Source organism: Vibrio sp. VPAP30, from assembly GCF_001188205.1.
GTDB lineage: Bacteria > Pseudomonadota > Gammaproteobacteria > Enterobacterales > Vibrionaceae > Vibrio > Vibrio bivalvicida.
On the sequence record NZ_LBLS01000026.1, the window covers coordinates 190,131 to 204,272 of the forward strand.

General features: G+C 45.5%; 13 protein-coding genes and 1 riboswitch. Of the genes, 7 read left to right on the forward strand and 6 right to left on the reverse strand.

Going from position 1 to position 14,142, the window contains the following annotated elements:
• The first annotated feature begins 140 nt into the window (after window positions 1-140).
• Window positions 141-2,600, forward strand: a complete 2,460-nt coding sequence (locus tag ZX61_RS11375; RefSeq protein ID WP_235431331.1) for a bifunctional diguanylate cyclase/phosphodiesterase — start codon at window positions 141-143, stop codon at window positions 2,598-2,600.
• Here ZX61_RS11375 and ZX61_RS11380 read toward each other — a convergent pair.
• On the reverse strand, window positions 2,597-3,151 hold the full coding sequence (locus tag ZX61_RS11380; RefSeq protein WP_049844741.1) for a nucleotidyltransferase family protein: 555 nt from the start codon (window positions 3,149-3,151) through the stop codon (window positions 2,597-2,599). The genes ZX61_RS11375 and ZX61_RS11380 overlap by 4 nt on opposite strands.
• A 52-nt stretch (window positions 3,152-3,203) precedes the next feature.
• On the reverse strand, window positions 3,204-3,860 hold the full coding sequence (gene ribB / locus ZX61_RS11385; RefSeq protein ID WP_049844742.1) for a 3,4-dihydroxy-2-butanone-4-phosphate synthase: 657 nt from the start codon (window positions 3,858-3,860) through the stop codon (window positions 3,204-3,206).
• Window positions 3,861-3,979: 119 nt separating this feature from the next.
• Window positions 3,980-4,127, reverse strand: a riboswitch (FMN riboswitch).
• A gap of 202 nt (window positions 4,128-4,329) precedes the next feature.
• On the opposite strand from ribB, the gene ZX61_RS11390 reads away from it, so the two are divergent.
• Window positions 4,330-4,719 carry a VOC family protein gene (locus tag ZX61_RS11390; protein ID WP_049844743.1) on the forward strand — a complete coding sequence of 130 codons (390 nt, stop codon included), beginning with the start codon at window positions 4,330-4,332 and terminating at the stop codon, window positions 4,717-4,719.
• Window positions 4,720-4,721: 2 nt separating this feature from the next.
• Window positions 4,722-5,150, forward strand: coding sequence for a hypothetical protein (locus ZX61_RS11395; protein ID WP_049844744.1), 429 nt, complete (start codon window positions 4,722-4,724; stop codon window positions 5,148-5,150).
• Between the two features lie 66 nt (window positions 5,151-5,216).
• Here the strand turns inward: ZX61_RS11395 and ZX61_RS11400 are convergent, their stop codons facing one another.
• The 4 genes from ZX61_RS11400 to ZX61_RS11415 form a co-directional block, all read right to left on the reverse strand.
• On the reverse strand, window positions 5,217-5,903 hold the full coding sequence (locus tag ZX61_RS11400; protein WP_049844745.1) for a hypothetical protein: 687 nt from the start codon (window positions 5,901-5,903) through the stop codon (window positions 5,217-5,219).
• A 144-nt stretch (window positions 5,904-6,047) separates the two neighbouring features.
• Window positions 6,048-7,433 (reverse strand): TRAP transporter large permease, encoded by a 1,386-nt coding sequence (locus tag ZX61_RS11405; RefSeq protein ID WP_049844746.1) that lies wholly within the window; start codon window positions 7,431-7,433, stop codon window positions 6,048-6,050.
• A complete protein-coding gene (locus ZX61_RS11410; RefSeq protein WP_049844747.1) occupies window positions 7,420-7,977 on the reverse strand; it encodes a TRAP transporter small permease subunit in 558 nt (185 codons plus the stop codon). The genes ZX61_RS11405 and ZX61_RS11410 overlap by 14 nt, the downstream gene beginning before the upstream one ends.
• A gap of 226 nt (window positions 7,978-8,203) precedes the next feature.
• The gene (locus ZX61_RS11415) at window positions 8,204-9,277 is read right to left on the reverse strand and encodes a TRAP transporter substrate-binding protein (RefSeq protein ID WP_049844748.1); all 1,074 of its coding nucleotides are present in this window, start codon (window positions 9,275-9,277) and stop codon (window positions 8,204-8,206) included.
• A gap of 214 nt (window positions 9,278-9,491) precedes the next feature.
• Between ZX61_RS11415 and ZX61_RS11420 the strand changes: the two genes are divergently transcribed.
• The 4 genes from ZX61_RS11420 (at window position 9,492) to ZX61_RS11435 (ending at window position 14,142) form a co-directional block, all read left to right on the forward strand.
• A complete protein-coding gene (locus ZX61_RS11420; RefSeq protein ID WP_049844749.1) occupies window positions 9,492-10,877 on the forward strand; it encodes a cache domain-containing protein in 1,386 nt (461 codons plus the stop codon).
• A complete protein-coding gene (locus ZX61_RS11425; protein WP_004746123.1) occupies window positions 10,874-11,506 on the forward strand; it encodes a response regulator in 633 nt (210 codons plus the stop codon). Before ZX61_RS11420 ends, ZX61_RS11425 begins: the two co-directional genes overlap by 4 nt.
• Window positions 11,503-12,450, forward strand: coding sequence for a LysR family transcriptional regulator (locus ZX61_RS11430; RefSeq protein ID WP_049844750.1), 948 nt, complete (start codon window positions 11,503-11,505; stop codon window positions 12,448-12,450). The genes ZX61_RS11425 and ZX61_RS11430 overlap by 4 nt, the downstream gene beginning before the upstream one ends.
• Before the next feature lie 117 nt (window positions 12,451-12,567).
• Window positions 12,568-14,142 carry an acyl CoA:acetate/3-ketoacid CoA transferase gene (locus tag ZX61_RS11435; protein WP_049844751.1) on the forward strand — a complete coding sequence of 525 codons (1,575 nt, stop codon included), beginning with the start codon at window positions 12,568-12,570 and terminating at the stop codon, window positions 14,140-14,142.

Genomic DNA, 14,142 nt, shown 5'->3' on the forward strand with positions numbered 1-14,142 from the left:
CTTTTCTAGTTCAAAAGTTAACCAAGCACTCAACTTTAGTACTGTTTTATATTGTGGGAGATAGTTTGAAGTATAGTTATTAAATATATCTATAATATTTATGGTTGTTGGAATTGGCGTCTCTTAACGATAGAAAACTGGTGCTGTTAATTCGATATGTACCCACCTTGATTGTTGCTCTGTTTGCGACTGTCATCATGTTGGTGTTTATCAGCGACAGTAAGGAAAAAGCACGCCTTAGTGTTGAATCGTTACGAAGCAATATGTTGGATCACCAAAAGCAAGTGATCTTTGAGCAAGTGGAGCAGGTTTACAACCGAGTTGTTTATCGTCAGGCACAAACGGTATCAGAGTTAAAAAGTCAGGCAAAGCAAAGAGTTGATGAAGCTCATCAAATCGCCGTAAGTATCTTCCAAAATAACCCGAATAAAAATAAATCAGAGATCAAGAAAATGATCTCTGATGCCCTCAAGCCTATTCGCTTCTATAATAATCGAGGTTACTTCTTCATCTTTCAGATGGACGGTATCAACGTAATGCACGCCCTTAAGCCGCAGATAGAAGGTAATTCGGCGTGGAATGCTGTCGATATTAAAGGCACCTATATCTTAAGAGAGCATATCAAGCTGATACAGCAGAATGACGGAGAAGCTTTTTATCGCTGGTGGTACCAAAAGCCGGGCTTCCCTGCCACACAAGAATTTGAAAAGATAGGTTTTGGTAAAGCCTTTGAGCCGTATGACTGGTTTATAGGAACGGGTGAATACGTAGCTGATGTAGAGGGAGACGTAAAATCCGCCTTGATTACAAGTATTGCTGATTACCAATCTAACCAAGAAGAAAAGGTGTTTATCTTTGATGCCGATGGCGTCATTTTAGTGCATGAAAACTCTGATTTGGTTGGAAAGAATGTTTATCAACTCGACGGTCAATTGGCTAAAGCTTGGCAGAAACTCACTCGTCGTGATTTCGCGCAAGGCGATTTCATTGAGCCTCCAATTGAACAAGTCAGCGCAAATTCCAAAATTGCCTATTTGAGGCAGTTTAATCCTTGGGGCTGGTATATCGGGGCCTCGTTTCCGATCAACGAAGTTAATCGTTACATAGAGAAGCAGCAAGAGATACTTGAAGACAGCCACAACCAGCAGTTAATTAACCTCGTTCTTATTAGCTTAGCCTCAACGTTGCTCATGGTTGGACTGAGCTTTGTAGCAAGCCATATTATTGTGAAGCGTTTTGGCAAGTTCCAACAACGGATTACCGATGACTTTGAACGCTTAGAAGAGTCCAAAAACCAAATGCAGTATATGGCGCTGCATGACCCACTAACAGGGTTATCCAACCGCTCTGCTCTGATAGAGCAAATTGAAACGGGAATCGAACAATCGAAAGATAGCCAGAAAAAGCTTGCCGTTATCTTCTTGGATTTAGATGACTTTAAAAAAGTTAACGATCTTTATGGGCACTCTGTGGGTGACAAGCTTTTAGAGTGCTTAAGTCGTAAGTTCGAATCACTGCTTGAACCTCAAGACTCAGTGGCTCGTTTCGGTGGCGATGAGTTTATTTTCTGTTTCCCAGCGTTAGACGACAAGCAGCATGCGATCGCGAAAACATCGGCAGTCAAAAGCGTGTTCGATGAGCCTTTGATCATTGATGGACGCTTACTGACAGCCGATTGCAGCATCGGTGTCAGTATGTATCCATGTGACAGTGATAGCGCAGAAACCTTAATCACCAATGCAGACATGGTCCTTTACCGTTCTAAGCAAAATAAGAAAGGCAGCATCCTTTTCTTTGATCATGAGATTAATCAACAGATCAAAGATGAGTATCAAATTGAACAACAACTAAAACATGCGCTGCGCCGTCAGGAACTTAGCGTGGTGTATCAGCCCCAAATATGCACTGCACGCGGAGAAACGGTGGGTGTTGAAGCCTTAGTCCGATGGAATTCGAAAAAACACGGATTTGTTCCACCGGATGTCTTCATTCCTCTTGCAGAAGAGAATGGAATGATCAACGAAATAGGGCTGTTTGTGTTCAGGAAAGCCTGTGAAGATATTTGCCATTTACCGGGTAATGGCGGTGAGGGGTTAAATGTTTCTATCAATGTTTCTCCTAAACAGCTGCTGCTCGACGGATTTGTTGAAAGTCTACTTGCGATCACGGAAGAGGTTGGAATAACCACCAAGCGAATAATGCTTGAAGTAACGGAAAGTATTTTTATTCATGATTTGGAGAGAGTGACACCTATCATTGCTCGATTGCAGTCACATGGATTCAGCATTTCACTGGATGACTTTGGCACTGGCTACTCTTGCTTGAGCCATCTTAATCAGTTCACTATTGACGAGTTAAAGATTGATAAGAGCTTTATCGCTAATTTAACGGACAACGCGCAAAGCAATGCATTGATCAAAGCTATCTTGGCAATCGGAGAGACTTACCAAATTAAAGTGGTAGCAGAAGGGGTCGAAACGAAAGAGCAACACATGATGCTAAGCTCATACGGTTGCAACTGTGTCCAAGGTTATTACTTCTCTAAACCCATTCCTGTTGAAGCGCTAAATGTGTGGTTGCAAGAGCGAGAGCAAGCTTAGAACGTCACTTTAAGTAAGGGCCATGTTGCAAGCCAGTTTTTTCCCTCAACTCTACTCACGAATAGTTTTTTCGGTCGCGCAGGGTTGTGAGATATTTTTAGGTCAAACAGTGAATCTAAACCGAATGCAGAAACGCATTCATATTCAAGTTTATCGTTTAGTCTAATTGCTACGGCGGTTTCTTTTTCCGGCCAGTAGCCCATCGCATCAACCGAATTTCGGTATGGTGCATCTCCATTTCGAGTATGCATCAATGCTTGGTTTCTAACCTGCCAGTTTAGATTCGGCATCTGTAGTCTTAGTTGTTGTTCATATTCGAGGTAGCGGTCTGAGTTTGATTCACTGCTATCGAAATAGATGACATCAACGTCATTTAACGGTGTTGCTTCAGACTGGTGGTGTAATGAGTCCCACACTAAATTTCGCACAAATCCGGCTGCTATATAACAATCAGGTAGACAGAGTTCAGCAACGCACTTTAGGGCTTGAATGCGTATAAGGTCTGCTTGAGTAAGGTCTATCAACTGTTTTTCAAAGTGCATTTGCTGCATTGGGTAGTCTCAATCAAAAAAGCCAAGTGCTAGAACACTTGGCTTTATCTTTTTAGGCGAGTTTTTGTTCAAACTGCTGGCGGTACATCACCATATCTTCAATGGTCAGTACTGGCATATTGTGAAGCTTACCAAAGGCGACGATTTCTGGCGTTTTCGCCATGCTACCGTCTGGGTTGGTCACTTCGCAAAGTACGCCTGCTGGCTGAAGGCCAGCCATCTGCATGAGATCGATCGTGCCTTCAGTGTGGCCGCGGCGAGTCAGAACGCCACCTTTGCGCGCACGCAGTGGAAAAACGTGACCAGGTCTTGCTAAGTCTGAAGGTTGCGCTGTTGGGTTTGCAGCAGTCTTAATAGTAGTAACGCGGTCTTGAGCGGAAACACCTGTTGTCACACCCACTTTCGCTTCAATTGAAACCGTAAACGCAGTTTGGTTTGCGCTGTTGTTGTTTTCTACCATTGGGGTCAGTTCAAGGCGGTCGGCTTGCTCTTCTGGCAGGCATAAACATACGATACCGCTGCATTCGCGAATCATTAACGCCATTTGCTGCGTTGTAAGTGATTCAACTGAATAGATAATGTCGCCTTCATTTTCACGATCTTCATCGTCAAGCAAAAGCACGCCACGGCCCTCTTTAAGGGCAATAAGTGCGTTTTCAACGCGAGTAATTGGTTCGCCGAACTCGGCAAGTAGAGATGACTGATTCATGGTTAACTCCTAAATATCACCAGAATCAGGGCATACATGAGCACTGAGTAATAAACCCCAGCCAAAACGAAATGCACCACGACACACTTAGATCAACCGATCTTTGCATGATGGTGTGTTTTCATTCTCTCTCATCCGGACTTTAACCGTCGGCTCTGGGTTTTCACCAGATCTGCTGACCTCGACGTATCGAGCGCTCGCGGGCTCACCCTAAACTTTGAAGGGAATACCGCCGGTGGGGAATTTCGCCCCGCCCTGAGAATAAATAAACGTTTGCTTAATTAGCGCAGAGATTGTATCGGTTTTGACAGGGAAATCAATATCGTGCCAAGAAAGCTAAGATTTAAGCGCTTAGTTTGTAAGCTAAAAAGGAGGTGATAATGGGAAAACCTCGCCTTTAATTTCATCTCTTTTTTACATCCTTGTTCGTCTTTAATCTGATGTTTATCGAGACTAAAGAGGCAAAGTGATGAAAATCGAACATATCGCAATTTGGACAAAACAACTTGAAGTGCTTAAAGAGTTTTACATTAAGTACTTTAATGCGACGGCCAATGAAAAGTACCATAACCCAAGCAAGAAATTGTCTTCGTACTTTCTTTCCTTTGATCGCGGCTGCCGACTAGAACTTATGGAGATGGCAGGGGTACCAGAATCAAAAGATGATTTGTATGAACAGTTTACTGGATTGATTCATTTCGCGATTTCATTGGGTAGCGAACAGGCAGTTGACGAGTTAACGGCTCGCTTGGTTGCGGATGGGTATGAGAGAGTTGACGGTCCAAGGCATACTGGCGATGGCTACTACGAAAGCTGTGTGTTTGACCCAGATGGTAATCGACTAGAACTAACGGTATAAAGATGGATAAAGATAAGGTTTTACTGCAACTATTCAATCGGGAAGCAGAGCCGCAAGCCTTGGTGAACAAAGAAGCCTTATCACCAACGCAAATGCAGAGTAGTGAGTATCTATATTGGCTTGAAGGTAAGCGTGAACTTACACATGACGATGTTGCGGGCAATCATTGGATTAAGACCTGTACTGGCGGCTACATTACCGAAGTCGCTTTTCATTGCGATGGTACTTTAGACGAGTATCGATTGTTTGACCGTTTCCATACTACGGGGAAGTGGAGATTGAAAGAGGGGCTCGTCTCGGTAGAGATCTACAAAGGGGAGAATTCCTACAGTTTTTGCATTGTCGGTAACGCAGAGATTAATATTCATTCTGCGGTAGAACACAAGAACGGCGAGCTTCACTCCTATCTTAAGCTGTCGCAGATTAAATAGGGAAACCTTTACTGGTGAGTTGTGCCTATTTAGGGCTACCAAGCAACCTTGGTAGCCCTGCTTAACTTACTTAACTGGCTCGGTATGAACATCTACTTCACCAGTAGCTTGATTTACTTTTGCATGGTAAGTGAAGTCGGGATCACCGTAATGCTTGAAGGTGAAGCGAAACTCTTCGGCCGGTGCCCAAATCTCGACATCATAAACCGCTTTAATATCGTAACCATCTTGTTGATAAAGCTCCGTTGCCATGACTTTCTCCATGGCTCTTTGTCGTTGTGCTTCAAGACCGATCACTGACTCTACGGACGGGTTACTTGGGTAAGACTCGCCGTTGAAGCTCATCAATCGGTATGCGCCATTACTCCAAACGATAAAGTCTTGCCAGCCATTGCGGTAGCTATCAGTGAGTAAGATTGGCGTATCGGTGACCGTCATGTTGGTGATGATGTTGCCTGCATTATCGAAGATGGTCGCACTACAGCCGCCGCTGCCACAAAAGTAAGGATCTCGAATTAGAACAAAGTACTCGGGATGACCATCGCTGTTTAAATCTGCTTTCCCTGATAGATATTCGATATTGTCAGTGGCTAGCGAGAGTCCTTCTGGGGCTAAAATCTGTGAGTCTACCCATCCTGCAATCTGGGCATCAGCATTCTTATCGGTCGCCTTATCGATGTCACCAGTTGATGAGCAGCCAAACAAAGATAGTGAGCCGGAGATTAGTGCAGTGGCAATGAGTTTGTTTTTCATCCAAGTTGTCTCTGTAGTGTGATGTTGGGTCTGAGCCCTAGTATACGCGCTACCTTGCACTTTGAATAAATGTTTTGATATCAAATAAAAAGCCAACTCAAACAAATGAGTTGGCTTTTGGAACACTATACTTTGCGATCAAGATTAACCGTAGGCAACACTCGGGAACCAAAGAACTAACTGCGGCCAAACAACCAAACAGATAAGTGCGACCAACTGAATGGCGATAAACGGAATAACGCCGCGGTAGATATCTTTGAGTGCGACACCCTCTGGGCAAACCCCTTTCAGGTAGAACAACGCAAAGCCAACTGGTGGGGTTAGGAAGCTCGTTTGCAGCGCCATAGCAACCAACATCACGAACCAAACCAAGCTTGGGTTATCCACCACACCATGACCATCCAGTTCAATTCCTAGGCTTGCGATGACTGGCGCGAGTAGTGGCAGCGCAATCAAGGTGATTTCAATCCAATCAAGGAAGAAGCCAAGCAGGAAGACGATCATCAAGATGAAAGCGATAATGCCATAAGGACCAAACGGTAAGCCGCTTAAGAATGACTCAATGAGTTCATCCCCACCTAGCTCTCGCAGCACTAGTGCAAAACAAGAAGCGCCTAAGAAGATCATAAAGATGTAAGCCGTAGTGCCGTAAGATGACAGTAGTACCTCTTTCAGTACTTTGAGGTTAAGCTTCTTATTGTAAGCCGCGAGCATAGTCGCGCCCATTGCTCCAATGCCAGACGCTTCAGTTGGCGTAGCCACTCCAGCGAATATAGAGCCCAGTACACAGAAGATCAGTATGACGGTTGGTGTGATGTCTTTGAAGACTTGCAGAATCAAGCTCCAATCGACGGGCTCAACATCTTCTGGTACAGGCGCTTTGTCCGGATTCATCTTACCTACAACCAGAATGTAGATGATGTACAAACTACCTAGTAGCAGACCCGGCATGATGGCACCCATAAACAAGTCACCGACTGAGAGACCAAGCTGATCCGCCATGATCACGAGCATAATGGATGGGGGAAGTAAAATACCCAGCGTCCCTGCCGATGCGACCGTGCCGAGAGCAAGAGGTAGATGATAGCCCTGACGCATCATACTTGGCAGTGACATTACGGTTAACAACACCACAGAAGCACCGATGATCCCAGTAGAAGCCGCTAAAATGATGCCAATTGCCATCACAGTAATGGCTAAGCCGCCGTGTACCTTACCAAACAGAGCCTGCATTGAAGCCATGAGCTTTTCCGCGATGCCTGATTTATCGAGCATGTTACCCATGAAGATAAACATAGGCAGGGCAACCAAGATCCAGTTGTCCATGATCTTGTAGATACGGTTAACCACCAAGCCTAAACTGGTGTAATCGAGGCCAGTAAAAGTATCGAGATAGATATCCGCGAAATACCCCACTGCCGCAAACACAACGCCAATACCGCCAAGTACGTACGCAACTGGAATGCCGGTAAACAGTAACAGGATAAACGAGCCAAACATGGCGATCACAATCCATTCATTCGCTTCCATGATTTGCTCCTTTTGATTGTTCGCCGCCAAACAAAGTTTCTAAATTGCGCAGAATTCTCGCTAGCATCGACAGCAGCAACATCGTAAAACTTATTGGTATAACGCTTTTGATAAGCCAGCGATAAGGCAGTCCAGATGGGGACGCAGAACTTTCATTCACGCGCCAAGACTCATAAGCGAAATCATAAGAGTGAAGAATCACAATCACGACAAAAGGTATCGCTAGCAGGGTTAGACCAAACAGATCAACGAGTGCTTTTTTACGTTCCGAGAACTTGTGATAAAACAGGTCGACACGTACATGTAAGTTGGATATTTGCGCGTAAGCGGTACCGAACATTACCGCCGTTGCGTACAGGTGCCACTGCAACTCTTCAAGCGCGATTTGGCCATTTGAAAAGACTTTTCTCAGCACTACCTGAATGATGATCACTGCAACTAGGGCTAGGTTCGTCCAAGCCAAGGCCTTACTTGCGGTGGTGATTAAGCGTTCAATGTGGCAGTACATAGGGATTGTCGGGGTTGAATACAATACTTTGCTCATTGGTTACTCCTTACAACCATGGCCGACGCTTTCACGTCGGCCTTTAATACCAACCAGAATAAATATCTGTTCATTCTTGCTAGTTAAAATCGCTGATAGCGTCGTTATAGATTTTGAAGGTAGATCAACTAGCTAGCTGCAATCTATGCCTTGCTCTAAGCGATTTTTCCTGCGCAATTATCTGATCACCTATTTATCCCGATTGGTATAACCAATTAACGTAAGCTTATTGGCTTTGGGTTTCACGAGGTAAGAAGCCGTTGGCTGCCCACAGCGCGTATCCTTCACGGAAGGTGCTTAGATCGCTCCAGACTTTATCGAAGAATGGGTCGGCGGCTTTTTTCTCATCAACCACTTCTAGCCAAGTATTCTCAAATAGGCTGAGCATTTCCTTGTTCCAGTAACGAATCTCTACGCCGTTTTCCTTAGCTTTTTCCATCGCAGCAAATTGCAGTGCTTCACCTTCTGCAATCGAGTAGGTCATGGTTGCCATACAAGTGGTTTCAACCGCGGCTTGTTGAGTGTCACTCATCTTGTTCCACGTATCTTTGTTGATCAGCAGCTCGAATACGGTCGATTGTTGGTGCCAGCCCGGGAAGTAGTTGTACTTAGCCACTTTGTGGAAACCTAAACGTTGGTCAATGGCAGGCTGAGAGAATTCTGAAGCATCAATCGCCCCCTTCTCTAGAGCGCCGAAGATCTCACCACCGGGTAGTTGAACCGTACCAACGCCAAGTTTTTCCATCACCGATGCGCCAAGGCCGAAGAAGCGCATGTTAAGGCCTTTTAGATCCTCTGGCTTCTCGATAGGTTTACGGAACCAACCGGATGTTTCCGGGGAAATGATCGCACAAGGCATCACTTTTACGTTGTAGCCACCTTGGTCATACATCTCTTGGTAGAGTTTTAGCCCGTTGCCGAAGAACAGCCACGCCATGTATTCCCCCGCTTCTGGGCCAAATGGTACTGCTGAGAAAAGTGCGGATGCAGGAAGTTTACCTTGCCAGTAACCAGCAGTTGAATAACCTGAGTTGACCTTACCTGTAGATACTGCGTCTAAGATCTCTGCTGGATTGACCAACTTACCTGGCTCATAGATCTTCATTTTGATCGTACCGCCCGAGGTTTTGGTGATGTGATCGGCGTACCATTGAATCGGTGTACCGAGAGCAGGTAAGTGGCTACCAAAAGCGATTGGGGTTTTCAGTAGTACCTTTTTATCTGCGGCTTGAGCGCTGATAGAAAGACCTGAAGCTGCAAGAGTGAGTGCAGTAGCGATGGCAACTTTCTTAAGGTTCATGGGGGTGTCTCCTTGTTAAGCTGAGTTCCTTGTCAATATTGAGAAATGTGAACATCGCGTAGTAATTTGTGTTAATGCAATGTTACATTTGAGCTTAAGTTTAGAGAGGGGATTTATTGCTCTCTATTGGGAGAATTGCGCAAATTTAGTCGGTATTAAGTGCAATTTTCCGAATAAAGTTTCAGTAAAACTACGTACAAGCATGGATGGCGAAATGGGATTTGTAAGTAACAGAAGGCTGACACTCAACATCATTCTACTATCGATAGTTCCATTAATTATCGTGGTGGTGATTGTTGCTAGCATCCTATTTAGTCAAGCAAAACAATTAGTTGAAGAGCAGGTTGCCTTGACCCGAAATAATGTCCTCGCGGTCAAGAAGCAAGAATTAAAACAGTACGTAGAAATGGCAGTCAAAAGTATCGAGCCTTACTACCTAGATGACTCGTTAACTGAGGAGCTCGCCAAGCAAATTGTTGCCGAAAAGTTGAGCAGCCTCACATATGGCAGTGATGGTTATTTCTTTGCCTATACCTGGGAAGGCGATGCACTCGTGTTGCCATATCAAACAGATAGAATAGGCAAGAACTGGTGGAACGTAGAAGATGTTCAAGGCAAAAAACTGCTGCAAGAGCTCATCCAAGCAGGAAAAAACGGTGGCGGTTTTGTCGATTACCTATGGCATAAGCCATCGAAGAAAGAACCCTTACCCAAGCTGAGCTATGCGGTCTCGCTTGATAAATGGCAGTGGATGGTAGGGACAGGGGTCTATCTCGACGATATTGAGCGACAAGTCGAGCATATGCAAAACGGCTTTGACCAGAATGTTGGCAAGACCAGTAGCGCCTTGTTTGGTTTGGTGTTTGTTGCCGTATCTGTAATTGCTGCTTTGGGTGCTTCACTCAATCTCAATGTTCGCCGATTAGCGAATCAACAGTTAAGCGTATTGAATCAACAGATTATCGATTCGCAAGAGAATGAACGTCGCCGCGTATCGCGAGAGCTGCATGACGGCGTCAACCAGTTGTTGGTCGCCGCTAAATACCGTTTAGACAATGTTTCCCAAGAAGCGAATGAAGAGAAAAAAGAACTCGAGCTCGATGCGAGTAAAAACGCGATGGAGCAGGCGATTGTTGAATTAAGAAGAATTTCGCGTGATTTACGCCCACCGCAATTGGATGACTTAGGGTTGGTGGCGGGGATTGAAGCCTATATTAACGAGCTAAGAGAGCGTACGCAGTTAGAGCTCGTGTTCGAACACGATATAGATGGAGAAGAGTTTTTACCAGAAGTAGAAACGACCTTGTATCGGGTTGTGCAAGAGGCACTGCATAACGTCGAAAAACACGCCAATGCACAAGGCGTCGATGTGATTATGCAAAGAGAAGGCAGAATGTTGATTTTAACCGTTAGTGATGACGGGGTCGGTATTCCGGCCAAGAAACTAAAATCAGGAAAGCGCAAACAACCTATATTTGAACATATGGGATTGCAGAATATGAAGGAAAGGATTCAGGCGATTGGTGGCACATTTGCCGTAACCAGTGAGCAGGGACAAGGTACAGAAGTACGAGTGAGCTTAAACATGGAGTTTGTATGATTAGACTTGTATTAGCCGACGATCATCGTTTGATGCAGGATGGGCTAAAGTCGCGACTTGAAAGGGAAGACAACCTAGATATCCTCGCTTGTGTGGGAACAGGTATCGATGCACTGGACACCACACTGTCACTGAAGCCCGATGTGTTGTTGCTCGATATTAATATGCCGGGCCTCAATGGGATTGAAGTCTTAGAGAAGCTAGAAAAAAGCCATTCACGCACGGCAGTGATTATGTTGTCGATGCACGATAGCCGAGACTATGTCGTTCGCTCTGTCAAAGCAGGGGCGAAAGGGTATGTGCTCAAAGATGTGGGTTCTGAAGAGTTGGTCATGGCAATCAACCAAGTGGCGCAAGGGCGTTCTTATTTGTGTCCTCAGGCATCAGATCGATTGCTTGAGCAGATAAACGATAAGCCAGAGCCAAAAGACGATACGCTAACTAACCGCGAGTCAGATGTGCTGAAGGCGATTGTTAATGGCGCGTGCAATAAAGATATTGCCGACTCGCTTCATATCAGTGTTCGTACGGTAGAAACGCATCGACTCCGAATCAAAAAGAAGCTCGGCGCTACCTCAACAGCCGCGTTGGTCAAACTCGCTCTGCAAAAAGGGTTGGTGAGTGAATGACAACGAATCTGCTTTCAAGCCGACAGCCTATTCTGGATAAGATAGTCTTTTTTTGTGCCGTGATTCGATTTGGCTCTTTTCGTGAGGCGTCCATTCAACAGGGTATTTCTCCTGCGGCGGGCAGTCGGTGGGTTAAAGAGCTTGAACAAGCAATGTCTGTCGAGCTGATTAAACGAAGTACACGGCAGTTGATCGCCACTCAAGCAGGCCAATTACTTTATGAGCGTTTTTCTCCGCTATTGCCCGACATTCATAGCTTGTGTGAAGAGGTGCAAAATCTAGCGGAAGAGCAACGTGGTGAGATAAAGCTCTCTTCCACCCCCTTATTTGCACGTCAATATCTGACCAAGATTGTCGCCGAGTATATTGAAATGCACCCACAGGTGAACTTTAAGATCTTTATTGAGGCAGGAGAGTTTGATCCACTCAGTATCGACTTTGCGTTTCGTGCCAGCGCCAGTTATGACGGTGAACCAGAACAAGATTCGTTACTTGTGCGTAAGCGGCTGCTGCGTGAGCCCTTATACTTATGCGCCTCTCCTCACTACCTTACTAAACATGGTATACCCGAAAATCCCAATGAACTTGGTCAGCATCGTTGCCTATATGCGCGAACCTTGGTTGGAGGAAACCGATGGTGTTTTGAGCGTGATGGAGAAACGGAGATAGCCACCATTCAAGACACTCTAGAGTGTGACAACAGCGAAATGTTGCTTGATCTCGCCCTAGAAAGTGCTGGGATTGCTTATCTACCTCATTCCTTGGTGAGCAAGCTGATTCAAGACGGCGAGCTGCAACACATCATGCAAGATTACCAGTGCGCGAGTTTTGATATCGACCTGTTTTTCCGCCCAAGAACGCCAATGCCAGAACGTTGCCTCGGCTTTAAACAGTACCTCTATCAGAGGGTCGAAGAGATCTGTGCCGCTTACTCCCCTAGCTAAAAACTATTCCTAATATGAAATTCACAATCTCTATTTGTGCAATTAACAACAGTGCCGACAGGACCTAAGCTGATTTGGTGGAAACAAACTCGGGCAGAGAAAGCAAGGAAGGTTGAAGTGGTCGCAAAGCTTACGCCAGAACAGGCAGCGCAATGGATTAATGACGGTGATTCAGTTTTACTCGGAGGTTTCATTGGCAGTGTCGTACCTGAAGCCATTGAAAGAGCCATTGGTGAGCGTTTTACTCACACTCAGCAACCGAAAGATCTTACCCTGATTTTTGCCGCAGGGCAGGGCGATGGGCGAGGTCGCGCTGTTAATCATCTTGCGAAACAAGGTCTAGTGAAACAAGCCGTTGGTGGGCACTGGGGATTAGTCCCTAAGCTACAACAGTTAGCGGTCGATAATCTGATTCAAGGCTACAACCTTCCTCAAGGCATTATCTCTCACTTATTACGTGACACCGCAGCAGGTAAGCCGGGCACGATTAGCAAAGTCGGGTTAGGTACGTTTGTCGATCCGAGAATCGAAGGGGGAAAGATCAACTCAGCAACCACACAAGAGTGGGTAGAGGTGATTGATCTGCTCGGAGAAGAACACCTTTTCTATCACAAACTGCCGGTCAATGTTTCCATATTGCGAGGCACCACAGCCGATGAGAACGGTAACATCACTATGGAAGATGAGTGCCTAATTGTTGAAAGCTTAGCAGCAGCGCAAGCAGCAAAGAACAACGGTGGTAAAGTGATCGTTCAGGTAAAACGTGTCGTCGAAGCCGGAACGCTCGATCCCCATGCGGTGAAAATCCCCGGGATGTTTGTTGACGCTGTGGTTGTGTGCCAAGACGAGGCAGAGCATATGCAAACCTTCGCCACCATGATGAATCCTGAGTTTGTGGGAATCCCAACTCCTCACGAGCACGCAACACCTTCTGATTCTAACCAACCTACTAAGCTTGATGCGAAAACTATTATTGCTCGTCGCGCAGCGATGGAGTTAGAAGCCAACTCGATTTTAAACTTAGGGATTGGTGCTCCAGAGTATATTGCACAAGTCGCGCAGCAAGCGGGAGTTTTGGAGCATTTCACTTTAACGGTTGAGCCGGGCGCCGTGGGTGGAGCGCCGCAAAGTGGATTGGATTTTGGTGCCTCTCGTTTCCCACAAGCCATTATCAGCCAAGATCAGATGTTCGATTTCTACGATGGTGGCGGCGTCGATCAAGCTTTTCTTGGCTTAGCCCAATGTGACCAAAGTGGCAATATTAATGTCTCTCGTTTTGGAAGCAAAATTGCGGGTTGTGGTGGTTTCATCAATATCACGCAGAACGCGAAGAAGGTCTACTTTTGCGGCACTTTTACCGCACAAGGTTTACAAGTTGAGGTAAATCACCAAGCTTTGACTATTATTCAGGAAGGTCGACAGAAAAAGCTCATTAACCAAGTAGAACAAATCACGTTTAGTGCTAAGCAAGCCGTTATGAGCAACAAGCCTGTTCTGTATATCACCGAAAGAGCGGTGTTTCGCTTAACGGAGAATGGATTAGAGCTAATAGAAATAGCTCCGGGTATGGATTTAGAGCGAGACATCTTGCAGCACATGGATTTCGCTCCTGTCGTCAGTTCGTCATTAAAATTTATGGATACTGCAATCTTTGACACGCAGTTTCGACTCAAAATTAGTAAAGATGAATAG

Bases quoted from the DNA above. Each gene is read 5' to 3' on its own strand.
- ZX61_RS11380 (WP_049844741.1), bottom strand. From the start codon at position 3,151: ATGCAGCAAATGCACTTTGAAAAACAGTTGATAGACCTTACTCAAGCA.
- ribB (WP_049844742.1), bottom strand. From the start codon at position 3,860: ATGAATCAGTCATCTCTACTTGCCGAGTTCGGCGAACCAATTACTCGC.
- ZX61_RS11390 (WP_049844743.1), top strand. From the start codon at position 4,330: ATGAAAATCGAACATATCGCAATTTGGACAAAACAACTTGAAGTGCTT.
- ZX61_RS11395 (WP_049844744.1), top strand. From the start codon at position 4,722: ATGGATAAAGATAAGGTTTTACTGCAACTATTCAATCGGGAAGCAGAG.
- ZX61_RS11400 (WP_049844745.1), bottom strand. From the start codon at position 5,903: ATGAAAAACAAACTCATTGCCACTGCACTAATCTCCGGCTCACTATCT.
- ZX61_RS11405 (WP_049844746.1), bottom strand. From the start codon at position 7,433: ATGGAAGCGAATGAATGGATTGTGATCGCCATGTTTGGCTCGTTTATC.
- ZX61_RS11410 (WP_049844747.1), bottom strand. From the start codon at position 7,977: ATGAGCAAAGTATTGTATTCAACCCCGACAATCCCTATGTACTGCCAC.
- ZX61_RS11415 (WP_049844748.1), bottom strand. From the start codon at position 9,277: ATGAACCTTAAGAAAGTTGCCATCGCTACTGCACTCACTCTTGCAGCT.
- ZX61_RS11420 (WP_049844749.1), top strand. From the start codon at position 9,492: ATGGGATTTGTAAGTAACAGAAGGCTGACACTCAACATCATTCTACTA.
- ZX61_RS11425 (WP_004746123.1), top strand. From the start codon at position 10,874: ATGATTAGACTTGTATTAGCCGACGATCATCGTTTGATGCAGGATGGG.
- ZX61_RS11430 (WP_049844750.1), top strand. From the start codon at position 11,503: ATGACAACGAATCTGCTTTCAAGCCGACAGCCTATTCTGGATAAGATA.